We start from the raw sequence: 25,127 nt of genomic DNA, 5'->3' as shown, positions 1-25,127 counted from the left end.
GGTTTCGGGGCGACATTAAGGCGCGCCGAGCGCCAGGCAAACATTTTCGCGCCAATTTGTCGACACCTTGAACCCGAGGGGCTCATTCTCCGTGGTTTCCCGGTCGCGAACGGACCCGTCCGATGGACGGCCCACGGCCCTCCGGTGACCGGACGGACCGGCGCCCGGGGCCGGTCCGTCCGGTCACCGGAGGGCGTTGTCAGTGGCGGGCCGTACGGTGACGGCATGGACAGCGACGAGCGGTTGGAGGGGCCCCCGCGGGGGACCGGGCGGGTGGAGTGGGCGGTCGTGGGCAGCGACATCGGCCCCCTGCTCCTGGCCGCGACCGACCAGGGGCTGGTGAGCGTGGTCTTCCACGCGGAGGACGCGGTCAGGGACCGGGCTCTGCGGGCCCTGGCGGCCCGGCTGGGGGCCGCACCGTCCCCGGCCCGCCCCGACCGGCCGGGCCCGCTCGCCGAGCCCATACGGCAGCTCCGGGCGTACTTCGCGGGAGACCTGCGGGCCTTCGCGCTGCCGTTGGACTGGTCGCTGTCCTCCGGCTTCAACCGCCAGGTGCTCCGCGAGCTGGAGGCGACCGTTCCGTACGGGACGGTGGTGGGGTACGGCGACCTCGCCGACCGGGTCGGCCAGCCCCGGGCGGCGCAGGCGGTGGGCGCCGCGATGGGGTCCAATCCGCTGCCCGTGGTGGTGCCCTGCCACCGGGTGGTGGAGAGCGACGGCGGGCTGGGCGGGTTCGGCGGCGGCCTGGAGACCAAGCGGCGGCTGCTCGCCCTGGAAGGGGTGCTGCCGCAGCCGCTGTTCTGAGCGCTCCGGGGCGAGCCCCCGGCCGGCGCTGGCCCCCCGGGGGTCAGAGGCTGATGTGGTACGCCTTGCGCAGCGTCTCGTGGACGGTCCAGGTCGTCCGGTCGCCCTCGCGCAGCACGCACGCGTCGCCGGGCCCGAGTTCCAGCGTGTCGCCGCCCGCCACCTCGACGGTCGCCCGCCCGCTGACCACCACGAAGAGCTCGTTGGCCTCGGTGTCTGTCACCACGCCTGGGGTGATCTGCCAGATGCCGCGCACCTGCGTGCCGTCGGCCGACTCCCAGAGCACCTTGCCGGTGACCTCCGGGGTGCCGGAGACGATCTGGGCGGGGTCCAGCGGCTCGGGCTCCAGCTCGGCGTCCGGGATGTGGACCACGAAGGAGGCCGGTGCGAGGGCGTCGGCGGAAGGGGTCGCGAGGGGGTCATGGGTCGTCATGGCGCGCCAATCTAGCCAGCCGCCGCGGAGTCCCCGACGCCGCCTCTGGCCGGAACGGCCCGCCGGGAGCAGACTCCGGGTGAGTGGGTCGCGGGGGCGGGCCCCGTAGGCCCTCGCGGCCGCCGCCTCCGCGCGCCTCGCACAGGTGATCGCCCCGGGGACGTTTACGCGGTGCGCGGGCGCGCCAGGGATGGGGGCATGTCCTACGACGACGTACTCAAGGTGTCCGCCGAGGTGCGGGAAGCCCTGGCCCAGGGGCGTCCCGTGGTCGCTCTGGAGTCCACGATCATCGCGCACGGACTGCCGCGCCCGCGCAATCTGCGGGTGGCGACGGAGCTGGAGGAGCTGGTACGGGAGCGGGGCGGCGTCCCCGCCACGGTCGCGGTGCTCGACGGGCGGCCCCATGTCGGCCTGGACAAGGACCAGTTGGAGCGGGTCGCGGGCGGCGGTCTGCGCAAGCTGGGCCACCGCGATCTGCCGATGGCACTGGCCACGGGCGCGAGCGGGGCCACCACCGTCTCCGCGACGGCCTATCTGGCGCACTGGGCGGACATCCGCGTCTTCGCCACCGGCGGGCTCGGCGGTGTCCACCGCGGCTGGACCGAGACCCAGGACGAGTCGGCGGACCTCCAGCTCCTGGCCCGTACACCGGTCGCGGTGGTCTGCGCGGGGGTGAAGTCGATCCTCGACGTGCCCGCGACGCTCCAGCGGCTGGAGACCCTGGGGATCGGGGTGGTCGGCTACGGCACGGACCGCTTCCCGGGCTTCTATCTGGCCGACTCCGGCGAGCCGGTCGACTGGACGGTGCACACCCCGCAGGAGGTCGCCGACGTCCTGCGGTCCCATGAGGCCATCGGCCCCGACTCGGCGCTGATCGTGGCCAATCCGGTCCCGGAGGCCGAGCAGCTCGATCCGGAGCTGCACGACCGCGTGCTGGGCGAGGCCCTGGCCGCCTGCCGCGAGCAGGGCGTCACGGGCCAGGCCGTCACCCCGTTCCTGCTCGACCATCTGGTGCGGCACACCGGCGGGGCGTCGCTGGAGGCGAACGTGGCGGCCGTGCGCGGCAACGTACGGCTGGCGGCGGCCATCGCGGCGGCGCTGTGAGGGACGCGCCGTCCGGGCCGGCCGCCCCGGCCCGGGGCCTCCTGGTCGTCGGGGACGTGGTGACCGACGTCGTCGCCCGGCACCGGGGGCCACTGGCTCCGGCCACGGACACGGCGGCCGAGATCCGCACGGTCCCGGGCGGCGCCGGGGCCAACGCGGCCTGCTGGGCGGCCCGTTCGGGCTGTGCGGACGTGCGGGTCCTGGGCCGGGTCGGGAGCGACGCGCTGGCCTGGCACGAGCGGCTGCTGCGGCAGGCGGGCGTACGGCCGCTGCTGGTCGCGGATCCGGGGGCGCCGACCGCCACCGTGGTCTCGCTGGTCGACACCGCGACCGCCGAGCGCACCTTCCTCACCGACAGCGGCGCCGTGCTGCGCATATCCCCCGCCGACTGGGACCCGGCCTTCCTCGACGGCGTCGGCCGGCTGCACCTCTCGGGCTATCTGTTCTTCGCCGACGCGAGCCGCGCACTGGCCCTCACGGCGTGCCGTTCCGCGGTGGAGGCCGGGATTCCGGTGAGCCTGGACCCGGCGTCGGCGGGGTTCCTGGCCGAGCTGGGCACCGAGCGGTTCCTGGCGGCGGCCGAGGGCGTGGAGGCGCTGCTGCCCAACGCCGACGAGGCGCGGCTGCTCAGCGGCGTCGCCGGGCCGGAAGGCGCGGCGGCCGCGTTGAGCCGCAGGTTCCCGCTGGTCGCGGTGACGCTCGGGGCGGCGGGGGCGCTGGTGGCGGTGGGCGGCGAGGTGGTCGCCCGGGTGGCCGCTCCGGCGCCGGACACGGCCGCCGTGGACTCCACGGGCGCGGGTGACGCCTTCACGGGCGGCTTCCTCGCCGCCCTCCTGGCGGGCGCGGGTCCGGTCGAGGCTGCCGGGGCCGGCTGCCGGGCGGGCGCGCGGGCGGTGACGGTGGTGGGCGGCCGGCCGCCTCTGCGCGACTGACCGCCCCTACGCGACTGATCCGCTAGCGGTCGCCGCCGTCCCACGCCGGGTGCCTCGGGTCGTCGGCGCGCACGACGACATCGGCGCTCTCGGCCGGCCGCACCTCCTCCTCGTACCGCTCGAACGCGGGGAGCGTCCACCGGTCCCGCTCCGGCGTGCGCCGCCGCAGCGCGCCCGGCGAGAGACGGACGTGGACGGTGAGGTCGAAGGGGAACCAGCGCCCCAGGAGCAGCGGCCCGTGCGCCACCAGCACGCCCCCCTTGGGCAGGACCTGATAGCCGCTGCGCGTCGCCCGGTCGGTCACCGGGTCCCACAGGTCGGGCAACACCCGGCCGCTGCCCTGAGCCTCCAGCGGGTCGAACACCTCCCGCCACAGGGCCGCCGTGTCGAACCAGCCGTCGGCGTACGTGTCCGGGTCCTCGCGGCCGTACTCGAAACGCAGCGAGGCGGGCCGCAGGAATCCCTCGGTGGACAGGACGAGCACCGAACGCCCCCGTACGCGCAGCGCCTCGGCCAGCGACTGCGCCAGCTCGCCGGGCCGGGCCGCGGGCGCGCCGTCGACGCCGACGCGCAGCCAGGGGCCGCCGCCCTCGGAGAGCGCGTCCACGGTCCGTTCCGCCAGGGCCTCGGTCAGCCGTTCCCAGGTGATCGCTTCGAGTCGCACGCCTCCATGATGCGGTCCGCTCCGGCGCACGCGGCGGCCGCCCGGAGGGCGGCCGCGCTCACGCGCCCCGCAGTGCCGCGGCGACGGGCCCCTCGCCCGTCACCTCGATCCGTCCGTCCTTGACGCCCTCCTCGACCGTCAGCGTCCCCTCGGCGAGCGCACGGCAGGTGTCGGCGTCCAGGACGAGCCGGGCGTCGGCGTCCGGCGCCGGCCCCTCCCCGTACACCGGACCGCCGGCGCCGTCTCCCTCGCCCCCATCGGTCCGGACGTGGAACTCGCCCTCGTCCAGGCGTACGTCGAGGACCGCCGGGCCGTGCGGGAGGCGGCGCAGCAGCGGGATCAGCGGGATCGCGAACCAGTGCGCCCGCACGGCGTCCGTGGGCCGGCGCTCGGCGAGGTCCGGCGCGCCCCAGGCGGCCAGCGCGGTCAGCACGGGCAGCAACGCGCGTCCGCGCGCGGTCAGTTCGTACACCGTCGCGGCCGCCGGCGGGGGCAGCTTGCGGCGGGTCGCCAGCTCCTCGCGCTCCATGTCCTTGAGGCGGGAGGCCAGCACGTCCGTGGAGACGCCGGGGAGATCCGCGTGCAGATCCGTATAACGACGCGGTCCCGCGAGGAGTTCCCGGACGATCAGCAGCGTCCACCGGTCCCCGACCGCGTCGAGGGCGCGGGCGGCGGCGCAGTACTGGTCGTAGCTTCGACGGCGTGGCTGACGTGGCATACGACGCAGTCTAGACAACATGTTGGACTTTCCAAGCTCCCACTTGGTAAAACCAAGTGACGCAATTCGAGTGACGCAGGACAGGCGAGTCACGCCAGAGAAATCTGGGCACCCCGGGAGGGCCACGGCATGGAGTTCCGGCAGTCGAGCAAGCTGAGCGAGGTCTGTTACGAGATCCGCGGCCCGGTCATCGAGCACGCCAACGCGCTGGAGGAGGCGGGCCACAGCGTGCTGCGCCTCAACACCGGCAACCCGGCGCTCTTCGGCTTCGAGGCACCGGAGGAGATCCTCCAGGACATGATCCGGATGCTGCCGCGGGCGCACGGCTACACGGACTCGCGCGGCATCCTCTCGGCCCGCCGCGCCGTCGCCCAGCGCTACCAGGCGATGGGCCTGCCGGACGTCTCCGTCGACGACGTCTTCCTCGGCAACGGCGTCTCCGAACTGGTCTCCATGGCCGTGCAGGCGCTCCTGGAGGACGGGGACGAAGTCCTCATCCCCGCTCCGGACTTCCCGCTCTGGACGGCCGTCACGAAGCTCGCGGGCGGCAGGGCCGTCCACTACCTCTGCGACGAGTCCGCCGACTGGTACCCCGACCTCGACGACATGGCGTCGAAGATCACCGACCGCACCCGGGCCGTCGTCATCATCAACCCCAACAACCCCACGGGCGCGGTGTATCCCAAGGAGGTCATCGAGGGCATCCTCGACCTGGCCCGCCGCCACCAGCTGATGGTGTTCGCCGACGAGATCTACGACCAGATCGTCTACGACGACGCCGTCGCCCACTGTGCCGCGGCCCTCGCTCCCGACCTGGTCGTCCTCACCTTCAGCGGGCTGTCCAAGACGTACCGTGTCGCGGGGTTCCGCTCCGGCTGGCTGGTCGTCAGCGGTCCGCAGCAGCACGCCAGGAACTACCTGGAGGGGCTGACCATGCTCGCCTCCATGCGGCTGTGCCCCAACGCGCCCGCCCAGTACGCCATCCAGGCCGCGCTCGGCGGCCGTCAGTCCATCAAGGAACTGACCGCGCCGGGCGGGCGGCTGCACGAGCAGCGCGACCGGGCCTGGGAGAAGCTGAACGAGATCCCCGGCGTGTCCTGTGTGAAACCGAAGGGCGCCCTGTACGCGTTCCCCCGGATCGACCCCAAGGTTCACCCGATCGAAGACGACGAGAAGTTCGTCCTTGACCTGCTGCTGCGGGAGAAGATCCAGGTGGTGCAGGGGACGGGCTTCAACTGGCCGCGCCCGGACCACTTCCGGATCCTGACCCTGCCGCACGCCGACGACCTGGACGCGGCCATCAGCCGGATCGGGCGCTTCCTCAGCGGATACCGCCAGTGAGCACCGCCGTGCCCGGCACGGTTTGGCCGGGCGCTCATTGAGGGATCGAGGAGAGGGGAGCCGGGGGGCGCGCGAGGGAGGCGGCCCATTCTCGTCATAGAACCCCGAAGGCGGCACCGCTGCGCCGACTGCGACCGGGGCCCGCTCCCCCGGCTGGTCCTGGACACGGGCGCCCCGCGCTGCCTGGACTGCGCCGACCTCGGGCACCTCGTGTTCCTGCCGCGCGGCGACACGGCCCTGACGCGCCGCGCCCGCGAGGAGGGCACGCTCTCGGCCGTCGTGGTCCGCTACCACCGCCGCCGGCGCCGCTACGAGCGCCAGGGCGTACTCGTCGAGGAGGCGGCGCTCGCCGCCGCCGAGGAGCGCTGCCTGGCCGACGCGGAGGCCCGCGCACGCCGCCGCGCCCGCGACGCGCTCCGACGCGCCGCCGAGGACGTCCGCCTCACCGCGGCACTGGAGGCCGAGATCCTGCGCCTGTTCCCCGGCTGCCCACCCGAGCGGGCCCATGACATCGCGGTCCACACCTCGGTGCGCGGCAGCGGCCGGGTCGGCCGCACCGCGGCGGGCCGCGCCCTGGACGAGGAGGCGGTGACGGCGGCGGTCCGCGCCTCCGTACGCCACCTGGACACGCCCTACGACGAACTCCTGATGTCCAGGGTCCCGCGCAACCGGGCCCGGGCGCGGGTGGCGGCACGGGTCGCGGGGGTGCTGGAGGGGTGGGCCGCGGGGCGGGCGTAGCGCTTGGAGGCGGTCCGTCGAGCGGCGCGCTTCTCACCGACGACCCGTCCGGCAGGTCCGGGCCCCATGGATGACGGTGTGACGTCTTTCCTCATATGACGTGGTCTGCGGCTTCCGGATCAGTAAGCTGCACTTCCGGCTCTTGGGGAGAGAGCCGCAACATCCCGTGAAAGAGAGGGCAGTTCGGCTCTGCCCGTACCGCCCTCGCGTCCCGTGGGGGGATCTCGCGTGCACGAAATGGCCAAGGGTTCCAACGTCAGCCTGTCCTCGCTCAGCGAGCACGCCGACTCGGTGATGGTGAGTCTGAGCTGGAGCAGTCCCAGCGGCGAAGGCGACGCCGATGTCTCCGTACTCCTGCTCGGCGCCGACGGGAAGGTCCGCGGCAGCGGCGACTTCTACTTCTACAACAACCCCACCGCCGCCGACGGCAGTGTGCAGCTCCTGGGATCGACTCCCACCGAGAACGGCACCGAGGACCGCATCCGGCTGGATCTCACGCCGCTCCCCGCCGACGTGGACCGCGCCGTCATCGCCGCGAGCCGGCACCGACGAGCCCCTTTCGGCGAGTTGGAGGGCATTCGGCTCACCCTCAAGGACGGCTCGGGCGACGACGTCCTGGGATTCTCCATCGACGACGCGACCGTGGAGAGCGCCTTCGTCTTCGGTGAGATCTACCGGCGCAACGACGAGTGGAAGTTCCGGGCCGTCGGCCAGGGCTACGAGACCGGTCTGGCGGGGCTGGCCACCGACTACGGCATCGAGGTCGACGAGGACGACGACCCGGACGACGGGACCGTCAGTGCGGTCGAAGCCCAGGATGTCGGCGCACGGGACGCCGAGGAGCACGGTCCGGCCGCCCCCTCGCTCGGCGGGCGGCCGGTCGTGGCCGGGACAGCGGCCGTCGCGGAGCCCGTCGCCGCACCCCTTCCCATCCCGGCGCCCCGGGGACCGGAGCCGACAGCCCCTGCCCCGGCGCGCCGGGTGCGTACGGCCAAGCAGAAGGTCACCCTCCCCCGGACGGTGAAGCCCTCCCTGGCGGAGAACGACAGCTGGCGGACAGCCCGTCTCTTCCCCGCCTCCTCGCTCAAGAGCGACCGTGAGCGCGAAGTGCGGGCGACATCCATCCTGTTGTCGGTGATGGCCCAGGTCCCCGAGTTCGGGCGTCGGCTCACCGCCGCCTTCGGCGCGCCCGCCGGACGCATGGAGACCTTCACCGAGGTTTCGCTTCCCCACGGCGAGAGCCCGAAGCGCCCTGACGGGATCCTCCGTGTGGAGCGGGCCGGGAAACTGTGGACCGCTCTCGTGGAGACGAAGACGAACGGCAACGCGCTCAAGCCCGAGCAGATCCAGGACTACATGGACATCGCCTCACGCCGCGGTTACGAGGCCGTCATCACGCTCTCGAACGACGTGGCCCTCGAAGGAAGCCCTCTCGTCGACGTGAAGGTCGACGGACGGCGCAAGCACAAGGTCACGCTGTGGCACCTCTCCTGGGCCGAGGTGACCCAGCAGGCGCAGATGCTGCTCCGCCACGAAGGCGTGCGCCAGGAGTCGCACGCCTGGCTGTTGCAGGAACTCCTCCACTACCTCCAGCACGAGAACTCCGGTTGCCACGGCTTCCAGAACATGGGCCCGGCCTGGGTCCCGGTGCGCAACGGGATCGACGAGGAGACCCTGTCGCCGGGCGACCCCCGGACGGTGCAGGTCGTGGAGAGCTGGGAGCGGCTGGTACGCCAGGTCTGCCTCCGCATCGGCGGGGAACTCGGCGCCAAGGTCGTACCGGTCCAGCGTGCCAAGCGCGGAACCGACCCGCGGGCGCGGCGCATCGAGGTGGCGGACCGGTTCTGCGTGGACGGAAAGCTGGACGCCGAGATCCGGATCGACGGCGTACCCGGCATTCTCGCCATCAGTGCCGACCTGCGCATGGGCAGGCTGCGGACCTCCATCGAGGTGGCCGCCCCCGAGCAGGGCTACCCGCTCTCCTGGGTGAAGCGGCTGATGAAGCAGCTCAGCGAAGCGCCGGCGGACCTCCATGTACAGACACTGCTGGAGGGCGAAGTGGCCGGGCCGCGCGGAACCTTGGAGAAGCTCCGGCTGGAGCCGGGAGACCTGCTCGCGAAGGGACCGGAGCGCATCACCGGATTCCGGCTGTCACTCTCCAAGAGCGTCGGCAATACCCGCGGCAACTCCGAGAGCGGCTTCATCCGCAGTGTGGACGCGGCGGTCGACCGCTTCCACACCACGGTCGTGGCCAGGCTGGACCAGCGGGCCCCCCGGCGCCCCAAGTCCGCGCCGATGCTGGAAGCCACCGCCTGACCTCCCCTTCCCTCGGCGATGGTTCAACGGTCCGACCGGGCTTCCAGCACCGCCACCGGGTCCGTCGCCGGTATCCCCCGGGGCCACCAGTCCTCCCTCCCCGGGTCGGACTCGTACACGTACCAGAGGCCGTCGCGGCCGTAGCGGAGCTGGGTGGCGGCGGTGGAGAGGTGGTTGCGCCAGGGGCGGAAGCCGGGGTGGCCGGCGGCCGTCAGGGCGGGGCGGGCGCGGTCGAACGGGCCCGCCGGTGGGTCCCAGGGGGCTTCCAGGACGGCGAGCGCCGCCGGTCCGCCCTGGCGCCAGGCGGCCACCGCGCGGGCCAGGTCGGTCGGTGTGCGGCCGGTGGCCCGGGACAGCGCCGCGTACAGCGCCCGGGTCGTGGAGGTCACGCCGGAGCCGGGGTGCGCCGCCGCAAGGCGGACCGCGTCCTGCCAGGTCGACAGGCGCGCGATCGGGTCCTCGCCGGTGGTCAGCAGGGCGTGCGCCCGGGCCGCCGCCTCCGTCGCCAGCAGGTCGAGCGCGAGCGGGTCGGGGGCGCCCTGGAGGGTGGGGAAGGCCGGCGGATGACCCGCGCGCTCCGGGGGCGGGAAGGGGGGCGGCAGCTCGGGCCGGGTGCCGGACCGGACCGCCTCCCGGGCGGCGACGGTGGGCAGTTCGGGCGCGGGCGTCCGCCGCTCCACGGCCGACAGGGCGGTGTTGCGGCGGGCCAGCGCGGCGAGCGTCTCCTGCTCGCCCCGGCCGCGCATCAGCAGCAGGACGAACGGGTCCTCGTCGAGGAGCCGGGCCGTCTGGTAGCAGAGCGCCGCCGCGTGCTTGCACGGATAGCCGTCGTCGGGGCAGGAGCAGTCCGGGACCAGGTCGCCGGAGGCGGGCAGCAGGTCGACCTGGTCGGCGAGGGCGTGCGGCAGGTCCTTGTCGAGCAGCGCCGCGATGTGGGAGGGGTTCCGCGCGGCCGTGTCGAGGAAGTCCTCCCACGCCCGGTCGGGCAGGGTGCGCAGGCGCAGTTCCGTACGGTACGGGCGGGGGCGGGAGCCGTGCACGTACGCGGTGATGCGGCCGGGCGTGACGGTGATCGCGTCCACATGGCCCGCCTCCGCGTACCTGCGGCCGCGGGCCAGCCGGGCCGGGTCGAGAGCGAGGCTCTCCAACGCCTCGATCCAGGCCCCGCCCCACCAGGTGCCGGTCCGCTCCGACCGGGCACCCAGGGCCGGGAACGTGCGGCGGCGGTCGTCGTACCGGGTCGCCGGGAGCGGGCTCATACGGGCCTCCTTCCGGGGGCGGGGTGGTCGGAGCCGGGCGCCGGGTGCCCGCCTGCCGGATGGCCGTGCGGGCGCGCGGGGGCGCCGCCCGTCGTGCGCGCGGGGGCGCCTGCCGTGGGCGCGGGCCGCTCGGGGCGCGGGTATCCGTTCACGCGCTCCTCCGCAAGGAGATGAGGTCCGCCAGCTCGCGGTCGGTGAGCTCGGTCAGGGCGCTCTCGCCCGAGCCCAGGACCGCGTCCGCCAGCGCGCGTTTCGCGGCGAGCATCTCGGCGATGCGGTCCTCCACGGTGCCCTCGGCGATCAGACGGTGGACCTGCACCGGCTGGGTCTGGCCGATGCGGTAGGCGCGGTCGGTGGCCTGCTCCTCCACGGCCGGGTTCCACCAGCGGTCGTAGTGGACGACATGGCCCGCGCGGGTGAGGTTGAGGCCGGTGCCGGCCGCCTTCAGGGAGAGGATGAAGACGGGGACCTCGCCGGACTGGAACGCGTCCACCAGCCGGTCCCGCTCCGCCACCGGCGTCCCGCCGTGCAGGAGCTGGGAGGGGACTCCGCGCGCGGTGAGGTGCGCGGAGAGCAGCCGGGCCATCGACACGTACTGGGTGAAGACCAGGACCGAGCCGTCCTCGGCGAGGATCGTGTCGAGCAGCTCGTCGAGGAGGGTGAGCTTGCCGGAGCGGGCGTGCAGCCGGGGCGCCGTCTCCTTCAGGTACTGCGCGGGGTGGTTGCAGATCTGCTTGAGGGCCGTCAGCAGCTTCATGATGAGGGCTCGGCGGGCGATGCCCTCGGCGGCCTCGACCCCGGCCATGGCCTCCCGGACGACCGCCTCGTAGAGCGAGGCCTGTTCGCGGGTGAGCGGGACGGGGTGGTCGGTCTCCGTCTTGGGCGGCAGCTCGGGCACGATGCCCGGGTCGGACTTCTTCCTTCGCAGGAGGAAGGGGCGGACCAGCCGGGCCAGCCGCTCGGCCGCCTGCGCGTCCTCGCCGTTCTCCACCGCGCGCGCGTGGCGGGCGCGGAACGACTTCAGCGGGCCCAGCAGCCCGGGAGTCGTCCAGTCGAGCAGGGCCCACAGCTCGGAGAGGTTGTTCTCGACCGGTGTGCCGGTGAGGGCGATCCGCGCGGGCGCCGGAATGGTGCGCAGGGCCTTCGCCGTCGCCGAGAACGGGTTCTTGACGTGCTGCGCCTCGTCCGCGACGACCATTCCCCAGATGTGCGCGGCCAGTTGGGGTGCGCTGCCGCGCATCGTGCCGTACGTGGTGAGGACGAAGCCGCCCTCCGTGTCCGCGAGGCTCCGGTCGCTGCCGTGGAAGCGCCGCACGGGGACGCCCGGGGCGAACCGGGCGATCTCCCGTTGCCAGTTGCCGAGCAGCGAGGCCGGGCAGACCACCAGGGTCGGCTCGGGACGCGCGCGCCGCAGATGGAGCGCGATCACGGTGATCGTCTTGCCCAGGCCCATGTCGTCCGCGAGGCAGCCGCCGAGGCCGAGCGAGGTCATCAGGTCCAGCCAGGCGAGGCCGCGCAGCTGGTAGTCGCGGAGGGTGGCGTCCAGGCCGGGGGGCTGGACCGCGGCCCGCGGACCCTGGGTGAGGCGGTCGCGCAGCACGGCCAGCGCGCCGGTCGGCACCGCCTCCACCGTCTCGCCGTCGACCTCGGCGGTGCCGGTGAGCGCGACGGACAGCGCGTCCACCGGGTCGAGCAGCCCCAGGTCGCGCTTGCGCGCCCTGCGCACGAGCTCGGGGTCGGCCACCACCCACTGGCCGCGCAGCCGCACGATCGGGCGGTGGGCCTCGGCGAGCGTGTCCATCTCGGACTGGCTGAGCGGCTCGCCGCCGAGCGCCAGCTCCCAGTTGAACGCGAGCAGCTCCCCCGCGTCGAAGAACGCCGTGCCGTCCGTTGCCGAACCCGGCGCGGGGCGGACGACAGCGGTGGCGCTCAGGGTGCGGGCCAGCTCACGCGGCCAGTGCACGGCGACGCCCGCCGCGTCCAGGCGGGTCGCGGCGGAGCCGAGCAGGTCGTACAGCTCGCTCTCGGTGAGCGCCAGCACGTCCGGCACCGGCCGCTCCAGGAGCAGCCCCAGCGGCGGCCACACCCGCGCGGCCCGGCGCAGCGCGAGGAGGGCGTCGATCCGCGCGCGCGGTCCGAACGCCTCGGGCCGCTGCCCCTCCCACAGCTCGGCCGCGTCGACGACCAGGGTGGGGTCGGCGAGGCTGTGGACCTGGACGATCGCGGAGCCCGCGCGCCGGGCGTCCTCCTCGTCGCCGCTGTCGAACAGCCCGTACCCGGACAGGTCCAGGCGCAGGGAGACCCGCACGCCCGCGTCCATGCCCGCCGCCGCCTCGGCCGCCCAGACGCGCGCGCCGGGCAGGTGCTGGGGCGCGGCCGCCGCGAACGCCGGGCCCACCGCGTGGGCGGCGGCCGGGGTGCGCGGCAGGCCGTCCGCCACCGCGTCCAGGAACGCGCGCACCAGCGCCTCGGGGTCGGGCAGCCGCAGCGGGCCCCGGCCGGGCACCGGCACTCCGTAGGCCTCGTACGGCATGGCGGCGGCGATGGCGCGGAGCTGGGCGATGTCGTCGGCGTCCAGGGGGCCGGCCCGCCAGGCGTCATGGTCGGTGCCGGTCAGGCCGGGCAGCAGCCTGCCGCGCGCGACCAGGTGCAGGGCGTGCAGCGCGGCGGCGCCCCAGCAGGCGGCCGCGGGGTGAGCGGCGGGGTGGTGCCGGGCCCGGACGAGCAGGGGGAGCGCCTCGGTGACGGGCAGCAGACGGGCCATGACGACACGCCGTGCGGCGCCGCCGCCGTGGCGCCGCACCACGGTCAGCTCGGCGACCTCCCCCACGCCGCCCTCCTCGCCGGGCAGCGGGCCGCCCGCGGGGTCCCAGAAGGCGACCTTGCCCTCACGGGGCAGTCCCGCGGGCAGGAACACCGCCGCCGCGGACACACCGGGCCGCGCCGTGGGCGGCGGCGTCCGCTCGGATCGCGTCATGTCAGGTCACCTCCCCTCGTGCGCAGGGCCGTGGATCAGCGCGTCGTCCGCGACTGCTCTACGACCTTACGGGCGGGGTCTGACAATCGGGCACCGCGCCTCAGCGCACCCCCTCCCACAAGGCACGTTCCGCCGGACGCGGGTCCCGGACCAGCTCGGTCGGGGTGCGGGGCGAGCCGCCGAAGACCATCGTCGTACGGGTCGTGCGGTCGTAGGCGTCCCAGCCCGGGTCGCCGGTCGCCGCGAAGGCGGCCCACGCGCCGTGCATCGCGTCCGCGAGATCCTGCGGCGGCCGGTCGCCGAGCATCGGGGCGTACACGGGGTCGCGCAGGTTGTCGAAGACGAAACCGAGTTCGGCGCCGTGGCACGCGCCGAGCTCCCCGTCATACCGCGGCGAGCGCCAGGCGAACTCGTACACCCGTGTACCGGGGACGGACTCGGCGACGCGGATCGCCGGGATCCGGTAGAACCAGTCGGTCGCCATCGCGTCGAAGAGCTCGCCGGGCGCCGCGCCGGGACGGCCTCCGGCGTAGACGGGCAGTGCCTTGTCGGGGTCGAGGCCGTACGCCTCGGCCGTGCCGCGCAGCTTCCCTTCGCCCAGCAGGCGCAGCCGCTCGGTGGGAACCAGGAAGAGGCGGTACTCCTCCCGGTTGCTGCCGACGAGCAGGTCCACCCCGCAGTCGGCGGATGGCAGCGGCAGGGCGTCCAGGACGGGCTCGAAGGGCATCATGTTGAGCACCGCCTCGCCCCACAGCCGCGGGTCCGGGCGGGCGCCCACCGCGGCCCGCAGTCCGGCCTGGGCGGGCAGCAGCCGCGCGAAGGGCACGCGGGTGAACGCCTCGGTCAGCGCCGTCCCGGTCGCCTCGATGCCCAGCTCGGCCGCGAAATGTGCGGTGATCAGGTCGGCCGTGGCGGGCCGCAGGAAGTGGTGGGCGGCGCCGCTCTGGAGGATCGCCCGGCGGAACAGTCCACGCGCGCGGGGCAGCGCGAGCAGGACGCCGATGCTCATCGCGCCCGCCGACTCGCCGAACACGGTCACGCGGTCCGGGTCGCCGCCGAAGCCCTCGATGTTGTCGCGCACCCACTCCAGGGCGGCGATCTGGTCGAGCAGCCCCCGGTTGTCCGGACGGCCCGGCAGCCGCAGGAAGCCGTCCGTTCCGAGGCGGTAGTTGACGTTGACGCAGACCACGCCGTCGCGCGCGAAGGCGGTGCCGTCGTACGCGGGGCCCACGCCGGATCCGTTGGAGAACGCGCCGCCGTGCAGCCAGACCATCACCGGCAGACCGCCGCCGGGGCCGGGGTGCGGGGTCCAGACGCTGAGGTTGAGGCAGTCCTCGCCCTGGCCGCCGTCGGCGTCCGGGATCAGGGCGTCCATGGGCGGGGCGTACGGGGCCCTGGGCGCCGAGGGGCCGTGCTCGAAGGCGTCCCGTACGCCCTCCCAGGAAGCGGCCGGAGCCGGTGCGCGAAACCGCAGCGGGCCGAAGGGCGGGGCCGCGTAGGGAATGCCCAGGAAGGCCGTCACCGCCTCGCTCACGGCCCGGCCGCGCACCAGGCCCTGTCGCGTCGCGCACACGCGCGTGGCGGACGGCTCGGCCGGTTTGCGCGGCGCCACGGACCCGGTGGGTCCCTCGGGCCCGGTCGGTGCCATGGGCTCGGCCGGGTTGGGCGCCCCGGCCTCGGCCGGCTTGATCGGTTCCACCGGCCTGATCGGTCCCACCGGCTTGATCGGTTCCATCCGCGCCTCAGACTCCTTCGGCCAGCGTCTCCAGCAGGGCGGCGCCGAACTCCTCGGGGCGTTCGACGTGCACCGCGTGCCCTGCGCCGGGCACCGTGATCTCTCGTACCGCGCCGCCCACGCGCGCGTAAAGGGCGAGAACATGCCGTGTCTGGGCGATCATGGGCTGCGCCGGGGTGCCGTCCCAGCCCGGCACCGCGCCGATCGCGCCCAGATGGGCGAGGTCGAAGAGCGAGGTGTCGGAGACGATCACGTCGTCCTCGCCGCGCACCCAGGTCACCGGTGGCTTCGCGGGGAGCCCGGCGAGAGCGGTGTGCAGGTCGTCGAGGCGGAAGTGGGTCGGGGCGAGGCAGTTGAGCACCCCGCGCGTGCCCGGGGCGACGCCGGGCCAGGCCTCGCTGGGCCTGCTGTCACCGGGGTAGTGGTCATCGCCGAGCCGGGTGCTCAGCATCGCCTCCACGTAGTCGTCCTCCCGGTCCGGCCGTACCGGCGGCCGGACGTAGCAGCGCGCGAGCACGCTGCGGGGCGAGAGCGGTGACTCCTCGCCCCGGTCGCCCTCCGCCAGCCGCCGCACGAACTCGGGGCTTGCGGTGCCACCGCCCGAACCGGCCCCGTCCGGCGCGTTGAGGCGGCCCTCCACCCCCCTGGTGCCGCCGAAGCCGTACGGGGACACCGGGTTGACGAGTGTCAGTGACCGCACCAGGGCGGGCCGGTCCCGCATGTGTTGCAGCACCACACCGCCGCCCATGGACCAGCCAACGAGGTGTGCGCGCTCCATATGCAACGCCTCAAGGAGTGCCGCCAGGTCGTCGGCGTAGTCGCGCAGCCCACGGGTGGCGTCCACCGGCAGCGGATCGGTGCCGCCGAACCCGCGCAGGTCGACCGCGACCGGGCGGTAGCGCTCGGGCAGGGCGAGCATGGCGTCCTGCCAGAAGGCGGACGAGGAGACGTTTCCGTGCACGAAGACGACCGGCTCACCCGCGTTCCTGGAGGCGTCCTCCAGGATGTGCTGGGTGAGCCGGGCGGTCGGTACCCGGCGTGCGGTGAGCGGGGGCATACGGGCCGTCCTTCGACTTCGGGCTCTCCTGCGGAGGCAGTGGTACGGATGCGGCGGGACGGTGAGGGCTCAGCCCAGCCAGGTGGCGACCTGGGCCTGCGAGGCGCTGTCCCAGCCCAGTTCGAGGTGGTTGGCGCCGGTCACGGTCGCCTTGCCGCCGACGGTGGCGACACCGGTCGTGTCGAGCGCGCTGGAGACGAAGACGACGCCGTCGCTCGGGCCCCGGTTCTCGTTGAAGATGCCCACGACGTCGGGCGAGCCGCCCGCCAGCAGGTACGTGGTGACGGAGGCGGGGACTCCGGCCCGCTGCAACGGGGCGACGAGCGAACCCGCGTCGATGGCCGGCTGGATGCCGTCGCCGGCCGTGTAGAAGCCCTGGCCTCCGTAGTACGTCGTGTACCAGTCCTGCGCCGCCTGGTCGACGCCGTACACGCCGTCCCAGCGGGCCAGCATCTGTCGCTGCCCGGGGTAGTCGTCGTAGCCGCCGGAGGGCGTCATGGAGAACTCGGGGTGCGCGGTGTAGGTCCCGTAGCAGGTCATCCGGGAGTGCGGAGAGGGCGCGTTGATCTTGCCGCCGCACTCCGGCCAGATCGAGAAGTCGTGCGCCCAGCCGTGGGCGTACGGGTAGTCGAAGCCGCCGTTGGGGCCGCCGAGCGTGATCAGCTTCCGTACGTCACCGGCATAGGCGCGCCCCCAGGCCGGCTTGAGGGACGAGACGTACGCGCGCGCGGAAAGCTCCCCCTTGCTCCAGCCGACCAGATCCACGCGGGCGACTCCCAGCTTCGCCCTGATGAGGGCGACGGCGTCCCCGACGGCCTGCGCCTGCATCAGGTTGTCGCCCTGCTTGTGGGCGAAACCGATGGCGAAGACACGGTGACCACGGGCCGCGAGGTACTGCATCATCCCGGTCGAGGGGCACGACAGGGCGCCGCAGCCGTAGCCGCCGGACTCGCCGGGGTTGGCCCAGGCCCGGTCGGCGGAGTCGTTGGCGCCGTGCACCAGCAGGACGGGGGTGGCCTTGGCGCCGGTGTTCCAGCCGGGCGCCGAGTAGAGCAGGAAGCGGTCCGAGGTGGGGCGGGCGACGCCTCCGAAGTACGTGACCCGGACGCCGTCCTGGTTGCCCCGCCCGTCCGGCGGATAGCCCTCGGCGCCGGCCGTCTGGAAGCCCGGGGTGGTGTCGCGGTAGCGCTCGACCCTCTCCCAGCCGTTGGTGACCGTGCCGGAGCCGTAGGAGGCTTCCAGGGACAGGTACGAGGGCGGGGCGGCGGTGCCGCTCCCCGCGGCCGTGGCCCCGGCGGTGGCGGTGCTTGTGGTGACGGCCGTGCTTCCGGCGCTGGCGGCCCCTCCGGACGCCAGGAGCGCGCCGAGTGCCGCTGTCACGGCCAGAGCCGCTCTCCATCCCCCACGGTGTCTGCTGCGCACGTCCGGGCCCCCTTGCCTAGGCTGATCTGGCTACGACCCTGACGCTAGGCAGGCGGTACGGGAGTACGGGATGTGTGCGCACCACATAAGCGGACCGGCGGGTATGGGGACGCTCACATGGGGAGCCATCGGCCGGGGCCGCAGGGGGCGGGTCGCCCGGCCGGCCGCGCACGGGATGCCCGGGTGGCGCCGAGCGGGCAGGGTGACGGTACTGACCGCCGTACCACCCGCCGTACTCCGTACAGACGAGGACCGCCCATGTCCGTGCCTGTGTCCCCGCCCGCGCCGCGCCCCTCCGAGCCGTCCCCGTCCGCGGCCCGGCGCTCCCCCCGGCCGCGATCGGCGTCCGCCGGGCGGCTCGCCCTCACCGGCGGGGCCGCGCTCCTCACGCTCGCCGCCTCGGCCTGCGCCAACCTCGACCGTACGGCGGTCGGCACCTTCTCGTACGCGACGTCGGCGGAGCGGGTCGTCAAGATCGGCAGTCCGCCCGTCAAGGGCTGCCACCGGATGGCGCCGACGGGTGCGACGACTGTCCACAACAACACGCTGGCGGACGTCCGCCTGTACCGGACCCTCGACTGCCGCGGCAAGGAGATGACGTACGTCCCGAGCCGCCTCGGCGACAACATCGCGCCCAACACACCGCCCTGGCGCAGCTACGCGTTCGTGCACTGACGGCGCGGGGGCCACTGCCCGGCACCATCCCGCCCGTCCGGCCGCCGGGTCACAGCTCGAACCATCCGTGGCCGCCGTACCAGTGCCCGCCCGCGAGCAGATGGCCCGCGACCGCGCGTTCCACGGCCGTCCGCTGGAGCAGGGTCTCCACGGGCAGGTCCGGATCCCCGAAGACGAAGAAGACCGGAGTTCCGTCGTCCGGTTCCGTCTCCCGGTACGGGATGTGGAACCGGCGCTGGAAGCGGACGATGTTCGACTGCTCGGGCAGGTATCTGTCCAACTGTGTGTCCAGCAGCCATGAGTGGCAGACGGCGACGCGATAGGACTCCTCCGGGTAGTGGAGCGCGAAGAAGTCCTTGGCCAGCGCGAGGGAGGCATCGCACGCCTCGGGCGTCAGCGGTCCGCGGCAGCCCGGGACGTGGATGCTGAGGCAGGCGTCTCCGGGGCCGAGCGGCAGCCCGGCGGCCCGCACCGCCTCTCCGGTGCGCCGGCCAAGCCGGGCGCGCTGGAACTGAAGCCGTCCCAGCTGGTAGAGCTCACCGCGAAAGTGGTGCCAGAGCCAGTGCGGCGCCATCAGGCCGGTGCTGCCGTGGCGCCGGCGGGTGAGGGCGAGACAGCGTCCGAAGTCGGCGAGGGTGCGGCGGGCGATGTCCGCGGGCACGGCCCGTTCCTCGTGGTACGCGCGCGTATGCGGCAGTGCGGCGAGCAGGGTGAGGACGGGGAAGAGGCGCCGGACCGCCGCCCCCGGGCCCCCTTGCGAGCCCCCCAGGTCCTGCGGAACCGGGGGAAGGTCCGGCTGGAATCCCACGTTCCCGATCTCGCGGACGAGCGCCCGCACGGACTCCCCCAGCAGCCTGCGGGCGTCCGGGTCGCTCTCCACCCGCCGCGCGACGCCCACCAGTTCGTCGATGTCCTCGTGCGGCACGGCGAGGTCGAGCAGCATCTCGGGCAGCTCGTCCCCCGCCGGTAACCGGGCGTCCTCGTCCACCATGCGCGTCACCCTATGCGGGACTCGGGTGAGGAAGGGGCGGATCACCCCAGAAGCCGGCTCCCACCGGACCGCTCGAACCAGCCACCCCATGGGTAAAATTTCCCTGGAAGAGGCGATGACCATGCGCACTGGGAGTGAACCCTCGACCGCACGCAGTCCGCTGCGGATGCGGTTCTGGCTGAGCGTGTGGGGTCTGATCTGGGCCCTGGCGGGCACGGCGGGCTTCGCCCTGGAGGGCCGCCCCGGGTGGACGGCCGCGTGCGCGGCCCTCGCCCTGCTGGTCACCGTCGACCTGGCGATGATCGTTCACCACATCCACCAGGGACCTCACTACCAGCCGGGCCCGGACATCCCCCCGTACGAGCCGCCGCGACGGCGTTAGCCCTCGTCCGTGTCGAACCGGGCCGCCTCCACGTACTCCGGCTTGGGGTCCAGGGCGGCGGCGAGGCGGAAGTGGCGGACGGCCTGGTCGGGCCGGGCCGTCCGTTCGTAGGTGCGGGCCAGGGCGAAGTGGGCGAAGGCGTTGTCCGGTTCGCGCTCCAGGACCAGCTGGAACTCCAGCTCCGCCGCGCGCAGTTGCGCCGAGGCGAAGAACGCGCGGGCGCGCAGGAGGCGGGCGGCGGTGTTCTCCGGGTGGGCCGCGATGACCGAGTCGAGGAGCTTCACCGCGCCGCGAGGATCCCGGGCGGCCAGCAGCTGCTCCGCCGCGCGGAAGTCGATGACGTGCGTTTCCGGGGTGCTCTCGGCCACGGTCGAGTCCTTTCCCTCGCTGCGCGTTGACAACGCACTGCCCAGTTCCCCTATTCCGTACTCCTTCCCTCCGTCGCGGAGTGCGAGGCCCGCTCACAGCGCGGCGACCGCCAGGATCAGGCCCACTGCCACTACGGCGGCTCCCGCCGCTATGAACGTACGGTCGAGGCCGGTTCGTTCCCGGCCCAGCAGAACGACCTCGCGCGGGTCGGCCGGGTCGTAGGAGAGGTGGACGCGGCCGCCGGGCGTCAGCGGCTCGCGGCGCGTGGGCGGTACGGGGGACGGCAGCTCCAGGACGCGGCCGTCGGCCGTCTCGTACTGGAGGAGGGGGCGCCCGGACCCGGGCGGGGCGGGCTTGACCAGCGCCCAGACGGCGTCGCCCGCCGCCGCAAGGCGCCGGGTCTCGCGCAGTCCGTACGCACCGGCCAGCAGCGCCACCAGCCCGCCGAAGACCGTGAAACCCGCCAGTACGAAGAGCACACCGGGATCGTAATCCCGGGAGGCGCGGCGGGGCGGCGATTTGAGACTTCCCGCCGACGGAGCCTAGCGGGCGTCGGCGCGCTCCACGAGCTCGGCCCACACCTCGGCGACCTGCGGCTCCAGCGCCTCCAGGGGGCCGTCGTTGTCGATGACCAGATCCGCGACGGCGAGGCGCTGTTCACGCGTCGCCTGGGCCGCCATCCGGGCCTCGGCCTCGGCCTTCGCCATGCCGCGCAGCCGGGTCAGCCGGTCGAGCTGGGTGGCGGGCGCGGCGTCGACGACCACCACGAGGTCGTACAGGGGCGCCAAGCCGTTCTCGGTCAGCAGCGGGACGTCGTGGATCACGACCGAGTCCGGGCCCGCGGCCGCCTCCAGCTCCGCCGAGCGCGCGCCCACCAGCGGATGGACGATGCCGTTCAGGACCGCGAGCTTCGCGGGGTCGGCGAAGACGATCGCGCCCAGGGCGGGACGGTCCAGGGTGCCGTCCGCCGCGAGGATCCCGCTGCCGAACGCCTCGACCACCGCCGCCAGACCCGCTGTTCCGGGCTCGACGACCTCTCGGGCGATCTTGTCGGCGTCGATCAGCACCGCCCCGTAGGAGACGAGCATCCGCGACACTTCGCTCTTGCCGGCGCCGATTCCGCCGGTCAGGCCCACCTTCAGCATGAGCGGCAGCCTAGGGGATGCCGCCCGCGCCATCGGTAAGAGGTCCGCGGGCGGCGCGACCCGCGGACCTCTCGCCGACTACGGCGGTCAACGCCCGGCCCTCGTCAGAGGTCTCCCTCGCGCTCCGCGAGGAACCGCTCGAACTCCCGGCCCAGTTCGTCGGCGGACGGCAGGTCCGCCGGTTCGGCCACCAGGTTGCCCCGGGTCTCGGCGCCCGCGACCGCGTCGTACTGGTGCTCAAGTCCCTGCACCAGCGTGACGAGTTCCTCGTCGCCCTCGCCGATCTGGCGCTCGATCTCCGTCTGGGTGCGCTGCGCCTCGGTGCGCAGCCCGTGGGCGATGCTCGGCAACACCAGGCCGGTGGCGGCCGTGATCGCCTCCAGGGCGGTCAGCGCCGCGTCCGGGTAGGCCGAGCGCGCCACGTAGTGCGGGACGTGCGTGGCCACGCCCAGGACGTCGTGCCCGGCCTCCATCAGGCGGTACTCGATCAACGACTCGGCGCTGCCGGGCACTTGCGCCTCGTCGAAGGGCGAGCGGTGACCGGGCATCAGATCGGTGCGGTTGCCGTGCGGTGTGATGCCGACGGGGCGGGTGTGCGGAACGCCCATCGGGATGCCGTGGAAGTTGACCGAAAGGCGTACGCCGAGGCGCTCCACGATCTGCCGTACGGCGACCGCGAACCGCTCCCACTCCACGTCCGGCTCGGGGCCCGACATCAGCAGGAACGGCGCGCCCGTGGCGTCCTGCACCAGGCGCACCTCGATCGCGGGCGTCTCGAAGTCGGCCCAGCGGTCCCGCTTGAAAGTCAACAGCGGTCGGCGGGCGCGGTAGTCGACGAGTCTGTCGTGGTCGAAGCGGGCCACCACCTGGTGGGGCAGGCTGTCCAACAGCTTCCCGACGATCTGCTCGCCGGTCTCACCCGCATCGATGTATCCGTCGAAGTGGTACAGCATGACCAGGCCGGCCGACTCCTGCGCGAGCGCCATGTCGACGACTGCGAGGCCCTTCGGCTCCCATTCGTACAAACCCTGCGGATCAAGCACGATTACCGCTCCTCCTCGTGTTCGTAGGGAAGAACGCCCCATGCGACAGCGGCATTCCCGCGCGCGTCCGTTTCACATGCTGTTCTCACTGCGGCCGGTACGGGACCCCGGCCGCGATTTCCGGCCGCTGGTCCGGACCGCGACATGCCCACGAGGAAGGCGTCCCGAAGGACCATGGGGCGGGAACGAGGTAAGGCCCGCTCCCCCATGGGGAGCGGGCCTTACCTTTCGGCTATCTACCGACCGGGGTCAGAGCGTCAGCTCTGGCCACCCGCCAGCTTCTCGCGCAGGGCAGCCAGGGCCTCGTCCGACGCCAGGGCGCCGGAGTTGTCGTCCGACTCCGAGGAGTACGAACCACCCGAGATGCCGGCACCGGCGTTGCCACCGGCGGCCGGGGCGGCAGCGCCCTCGGCAGCGGCGGCCTCGTCGGCCTCGCGGGACTTGATGACCTGGGCCTGGTGCTGCTCGAAGCGCTGCTGCGCCTCGGCGTACTGGCCCTCCCACGCCTCGCGCTGGGTCTCGTAGCCCTCGAGCCAGTCGTTGGTCTCGGGGTCGAAGCCCTCGGGGTAGATGTAGTTGCCCTGGTCGTCGTAGGACGCGGCCATGCCGTACAGGGTCGGGTCGAACTCGACCGACGCCGGGTCGGCACCGAAGGACTCGTTGGCCTGCTTCAGGGACAGCGAGATCCGACGACGCTCGAGGTCGATGTCGATGACCTTGACGAAGATCTCGTCGTTGACCTGGACGACCTGCTCCGGGATCTCCACGTGGCGCTCGGCCAGCTCGGAGATGTGGACCAGGCCCTCGATGCCCTCGTCGACGCGCACGAACGCACCGAACGGAACGAGCTTGGTGACCTTACCGGGGACGACCTGCCCGATCTGGTGCGTACGGGCGAACTGCTGCCACGGGTCCTCCTGCGTCGCCTTCAGCGACAGGGAGACACGCTCGCGGTCCATGTCGACGTCGAGGACCTCGACGGTGACTTCCTGGCCGACCTCGACAACCTCGGACGGGTGGTCGATGTGCTTCCAGGACAGCTCGGAGACGTGCACGAGACCGTCGACGCCACCCAGGTCCACGAAGGCACCGAAGTTGACGATCGAGGAGACGACGCCGGAGCGGACCTGACCCTTCTGCAGGGTGGTGAGGAACGTCTGGCGAACCTCGGACTGGGTCTGCTCGAGCCAGGCGCGGCGGGACAGGACCACGTTGTTGCGGTTCTTGTCCAGCTCGATGATCTTCGCCTCGAGCTCCTTGCCCACGTAGGGCTGGAGGTCGCGGACACGACGCATCTCGACGAGAGAGGCCGGCAGGAAGCCACGGAGGCCGATGTCGAGGATGAGACCACCCTTGACGACCTCGATGACGGTACCGGTGACGATGCCGTCTTCTTCCTTGATCTTCTCGATCGTGCCCCAGGCACGCTCGTACTGAGCGCGCTTCTTGGACAGGATCAGACGGCCTTCCTTGTCCTCCTTCTGGAGAACCAGGGCCTCGATCTCGTCGCCGACCTTGACGACCTCGTTCGGGTCGACGTCGTGCTTGATCGAGAGCTCGCGGCTCGGGATCACGCCTTCGGTCTTGTAACCGATGTCGAGCAGGACCTCGTCCCGGTCGACCTTCACGATGACGCCGTCGACGATGTCGCCGTCGTTGAAGTACTTGATCGTCTCGTCGATCGCGGCGAGGAAGGCTTCCTCGTTACCGATGTCGTTGACCGCTACCTGCGGAGTGGTAGAGGTGGTCTCGGTGCTGCTCGTCATGTGGGAAAGGGCTCCGGTTACGGACAGAAAGTCGTAGGTACTGCCACGCCGAGAGCCCGTATCGCCTCTGCAGAAGCCGGACAGCCTGGGAAGCGCCTATCCGGGTCGGTCCGGATGGCGCCTCGACAACCGAGGGGACATACAACAGATGGAAGCGCGCCTGCTAGGTCTGAGGTGCGCAGGCTCGCAGCGCAACTTGTAGCATACGGGGGCAGCCGGACAGGGTCAATGCGCGAAGGCGCACACCCGGGGAGGATCCCCGCATTCCCGGCACAACTGAGGTTCTCCGAGGCCACGCTGACCCATAAAGGCCCAGCAGAAGTCGTTGGGCCGAACACGTGCTCGCGCTCTGCGCAAACTACAACGACGGACACGATGATCCAAGAGTACGAGGCCGAATACGAGCCGGACGCGACGCGGCGTGACGCCGACGACGCGGAGAGCAGCCGGGCGAGCCGGGGCTGGTGGGACCGGAACGCCGACGAGTACCAGACCGATCACGGAGCGTTTCTCGGGGACGACCGTTTCGTCTGGGGTCCCGAGGGGCTGGACGAGGCGGACGCGGCGTTGCTCGGCCCGGCGGAGTCGCTGAAGGGGCGGGACGTCCTGGAGATCGGCGCCGGGGCGGCCCAGTGCTCGCGCTGGCTGGCCGCCCAGGGCGCGCGGCCGGTCGCCCTGGACCTCTCGCACCGCCAGCTCCAGCACGCCCTGCGCATCGACGGCGGAACGATTCCGCTGGTGGAGGCGGACGCGGGCGCGCTTCCCTTCGCGGACGGCTCCTTCGACCTCGCGTGCTCCGCGTACGGAGCGGTCCCGTTCGTCGCGGACCCCGTACGGGTCTTCCGTGAGGTGCGGCGGGTGCTGCGTCCCGGCGGACGCTGGGTCTTCAGCGTCACGCATCCCATCCGCTGGGCGTTCCCGGACGAGCCGGGGCCGGAGGGGCTGAGCGTGGCGGCGTCCTACTTCGACCGCACGCCGTACGTGGAGCAGGACGAGGCCGGGCAGGCGGTGTACGTCGAGCACCACCGGACGCTGGGCGACCGGGTCCGGGACGTGGTGGCCGGCGGTTTCCGGCTGCTCGACCTGGTCGAGCCGGAGTGGCCGGCGTGGAACACGCAGGAGTGGGGCGGCTGGTCCCCGCTGCGGGGGAACCTGATCCCGGGCACGGCGATCTTCGTGTGCGAGCGGGACTAGACGCGTCCGTTCCCCGGCGGCGGAGGGCGCGACACCGCGGATGACGCCGATGACGCCGATGA

At 73.2% G+C, this 25,127-nt stretch carries 23 protein-coding genes; 9 read left to right on the top strand and 14 right to left on the bottom strand.

Annotation, left to right across the window (positions count from 1 at the left end; translation table 11 throughout):
- Positions 1–225: 225 nt before the first annotated feature.
- Positions 226–804 carry a methylated-DNA--[protein]-cysteine S-methyltransferase gene (locus tag ABZ404_RS14485; RefSeq protein ID WP_358835915.1) on the top strand — a complete coding sequence of 193 codons (579 nt, stop codon included), beginning with the start codon at positions 226–228 and terminating at the stop codon, positions 802–804.
- 43 nt (positions 805–847) lie between these two features.
- On the opposite strand, the gene ABZ404_RS14480 is transcribed toward ABZ404_RS14485, so the two are convergent.
- Positions 848–1,237, bottom strand: a complete 390-nt coding sequence (locus ABZ404_RS14480; protein ID WP_358835914.1) for a cupin domain-containing protein — start codon at positions 1,235–1,237, stop codon at positions 848–850.
- Positions 1,238–1,435: 198 nt separating this feature from the next.
- Between ABZ404_RS14480 and ABZ404_RS14475 the strand changes: the two genes are divergently transcribed.
- Positions 1,436–2,341 carry a pseudouridine-5'-phosphate glycosidase gene (locus ABZ404_RS14475; RefSeq protein ID WP_358835913.1) on the top strand — a complete coding sequence of 302 codons (906 nt, stop codon included), beginning with the start codon at positions 1,436–1,438 and terminating at the stop codon, positions 2,339–2,341.
- The gene (locus ABZ404_RS14470) at positions 2,338–3,273 is read left to right on the top strand and encodes a PfkB family carbohydrate kinase (RefSeq protein WP_358835912.1); all 936 of its coding nucleotides are present in this window, start codon (positions 2,338–2,340) and stop codon (positions 3,271–3,273) included. Before ABZ404_RS14475 ends, ABZ404_RS14470 begins: the two co-directional genes overlap by 4 nt.
- A 22-nt stretch (positions 3,274–3,295) precedes the next feature.
- Here the strand turns inward: ABZ404_RS14470 and ABZ404_RS14465 are convergent, their stop codons facing one another.
- Positions 3,296–3,937: a uridine kinase gene (locus ABZ404_RS14465; protein ID WP_358835911.1), complete on the bottom strand. Its 642-nt coding sequence runs from the start codon at positions 3,935–3,937 to the stop codon at positions 3,296–3,298.
- 58 nt (positions 3,938–3,995) lie between these two features.
- Complete coding sequence (locus tag ABZ404_RS14460) at positions 3,996–4,655, bottom strand: helix-turn-helix domain-containing protein (protein WP_358835910.1); 660 nt, start codon at positions 4,653–4,655, stop codon at positions 3,996–3,998.
- A gap of 129 nt (positions 4,656–4,784) precedes the next feature.
- On the opposite strand from ABZ404_RS14460, the gene ABZ404_RS14455 reads away from it, so the two are divergent.
- The 3 genes from ABZ404_RS14455 (at position 4,785) to ABZ404_RS14445 (ending at position 9,050) form a co-directional block, all read left to right on the top strand.
- Positions 4,785–5,996, top strand: a complete 1,212-nt coding sequence (locus tag ABZ404_RS14455; RefSeq protein WP_358835909.1) for a pyridoxal phosphate-dependent aminotransferase — start codon at positions 4,785–4,787, stop codon at positions 5,994–5,996.
- Between the two features lie 87 nt (positions 5,997–6,083).
- Complete coding sequence (locus tag ABZ404_RS14450; protein WP_358835918.1) at positions 6,084–6,734, top strand: DUF2293 domain-containing protein; 651 nt, start codon at positions 6,084–6,086, stop codon at positions 6,732–6,734.
- Between the two features lie 237 nt (positions 6,735–6,971).
- Entirely contained in the window at positions 6,972–9,050 is a 2,079-nt protein-coding gene (locus ABZ404_RS14445; protein WP_358835917.1) for a TerD family protein, read from the top strand.
- Between the two features lie 23 nt (positions 9,051–9,073).
- On the opposite strand, the gene ABZ404_RS14440 is transcribed toward ABZ404_RS14445, so the two are convergent.
- From ABZ404_RS14440 to ABZ404_RS14420, 5 genes are all read right to left on the bottom strand, one after another.
- Entirely contained in the window at positions 9,074–10,309 is a 1,236-nt protein-coding gene (locus ABZ404_RS14440) for an SWIM zinc finger family protein (RefSeq protein WP_358835908.1), read from the bottom strand.
- Between the two features lie 148 nt (positions 10,310–10,457).
- Complete coding sequence (locus ABZ404_RS14435) at positions 10,458–13,286, bottom strand: DEAD/DEAH box helicase (protein WP_358990436.1); 2,829 nt, start codon at positions 13,284–13,286, stop codon at positions 10,458–10,460.
- 100 nt (positions 13,287–13,386) lie between these two features.
- Complete coding sequence (locus ABZ404_RS14430) at positions 13,387–15,021, bottom strand: carboxylesterase family protein (protein WP_358834898.1); 1,635 nt, start codon at positions 15,019–15,021, stop codon at positions 13,387–13,389.
- Between the two features lie 7 nt (positions 15,022–15,028).
- Entirely contained in the window at positions 15,029–16,078 is a 1,050-nt protein-coding gene (locus ABZ404_RS14425) for an alpha/beta hydrolase (protein WP_358834897.1), read from the bottom strand.
- A gap of 69 nt (positions 16,079–16,147) precedes the next feature.
- Positions 16,148–17,458, bottom strand: a complete 1,311-nt coding sequence (locus ABZ404_RS14420) for a lipase (protein ID WP_358834896.1) — start codon at positions 17,456–17,458, stop codon at positions 16,148–16,150.
- 300 nt (positions 17,459–17,758) lie between these two features.
- On the opposite strand from ABZ404_RS14420, the gene ABZ404_RS14415 reads away from it, so the two are divergent.
- Entirely contained in the window at positions 17,759–18,175 is a 417-nt protein-coding gene (locus ABZ404_RS14415; RefSeq protein WP_358834895.1) for a hypothetical protein, read from the top strand.
- A 49-nt stretch (positions 18,176–18,224) separates the two neighbouring features.
- On the opposite strand, the gene ABZ404_RS14410 is transcribed toward ABZ404_RS14415, so the two are convergent.
- Positions 18,225–19,166, bottom strand: a complete 942-nt coding sequence (locus tag ABZ404_RS14410; RefSeq protein WP_358834894.1) for an acyltransferase domain-containing protein — start codon at positions 19,164–19,166, stop codon at positions 18,225–18,227.
- Positions 19,167–19,287: 121 nt separating this feature from the next.
- On the opposite strand from ABZ404_RS14410, the gene ABZ404_RS14405 reads away from it, so the two are divergent.
- Entirely contained in the window at positions 19,288–19,548 is a 261-nt protein-coding gene (locus ABZ404_RS14405) for a DUF6343 family protein (protein WP_358834899.1), read from the top strand.
- Here ABZ404_RS14405 and ABZ404_RS14400 read toward each other — a convergent pair.
- The 5 genes from ABZ404_RS14400 to rpsA form a co-directional block, all read right to left on the bottom strand.
- Positions 19,545–19,916 carry a tetratricopeptide repeat protein gene (locus ABZ404_RS14400; RefSeq protein ID WP_358834893.1) on the bottom strand — a complete coding sequence of 124 codons (372 nt, stop codon included), beginning with the start codon at positions 19,914–19,916 and terminating at the stop codon, positions 19,545–19,547. The genes ABZ404_RS14405 and ABZ404_RS14400 overlap by 4 nt on opposite strands.
- 93 nt (positions 19,917–20,009) lie before the next feature.
- The gene (locus ABZ404_RS14395) at positions 20,010–20,396 is read right to left on the bottom strand and encodes a DUF3592 domain-containing protein (RefSeq protein WP_358834892.1); all 387 of its coding nucleotides are present in this window, start codon (positions 20,394–20,396) and stop codon (positions 20,010–20,012) included.
- 63 nt (positions 20,397–20,459) lie between these two features.
- On the bottom strand, positions 20,460–21,062 hold the full coding sequence (coaE, locus tag ABZ404_RS14390) for a dephospho-CoA kinase (RefSeq protein WP_358834891.1): 603 nt from the start codon (positions 21,060–21,062) through the stop codon (positions 20,460–20,462).
- A 104-nt stretch (positions 21,063–21,166) separates the two neighbouring features.
- Positions 21,167–22,105, bottom strand: a complete 939-nt coding sequence (locus ABZ404_RS14385) for a PAC2 family protein (protein WP_358834890.1) — start codon at positions 22,103–22,105, stop codon at positions 21,167–21,169.
- Positions 22,106–22,362: 257 nt separating this feature from the next.
- The gene (gene rpsA / locus ABZ404_RS14380; RefSeq protein WP_067157914.1) at positions 22,363–23,871 is read right to left on the bottom strand and encodes a 30S ribosomal protein S1; all 1,509 of its coding nucleotides are present in this window, start codon (positions 23,869–23,871) and stop codon (positions 22,363–22,365) included.
- A gap of 375 nt (positions 23,872–24,246) precedes the next feature.
- Here rpsA and ABZ404_RS14375 point away from each other — a divergent pair, with 375 nt between their 5' ends.
- On the top strand, positions 24,247–25,065 hold the full coding sequence (locus tag ABZ404_RS14375; protein WP_358834889.1) for a methyltransferase domain-containing protein: 819 nt from the start codon (positions 24,247–24,249) through the stop codon (positions 25,063–25,065).
- Positions 25,066–25,127: the final 62 nt, after the last annotated feature.

The organism is Streptomyces sp. NPDC005878 (assembly GCF_040629815.1).
GTDB lineage: Bacteria > Actinomycetota > Actinomycetes > Streptomycetales > Streptomycetaceae > Streptomyces.
This window is presented reverse-complemented; position numbering and strand designations above follow the sequence as displayed.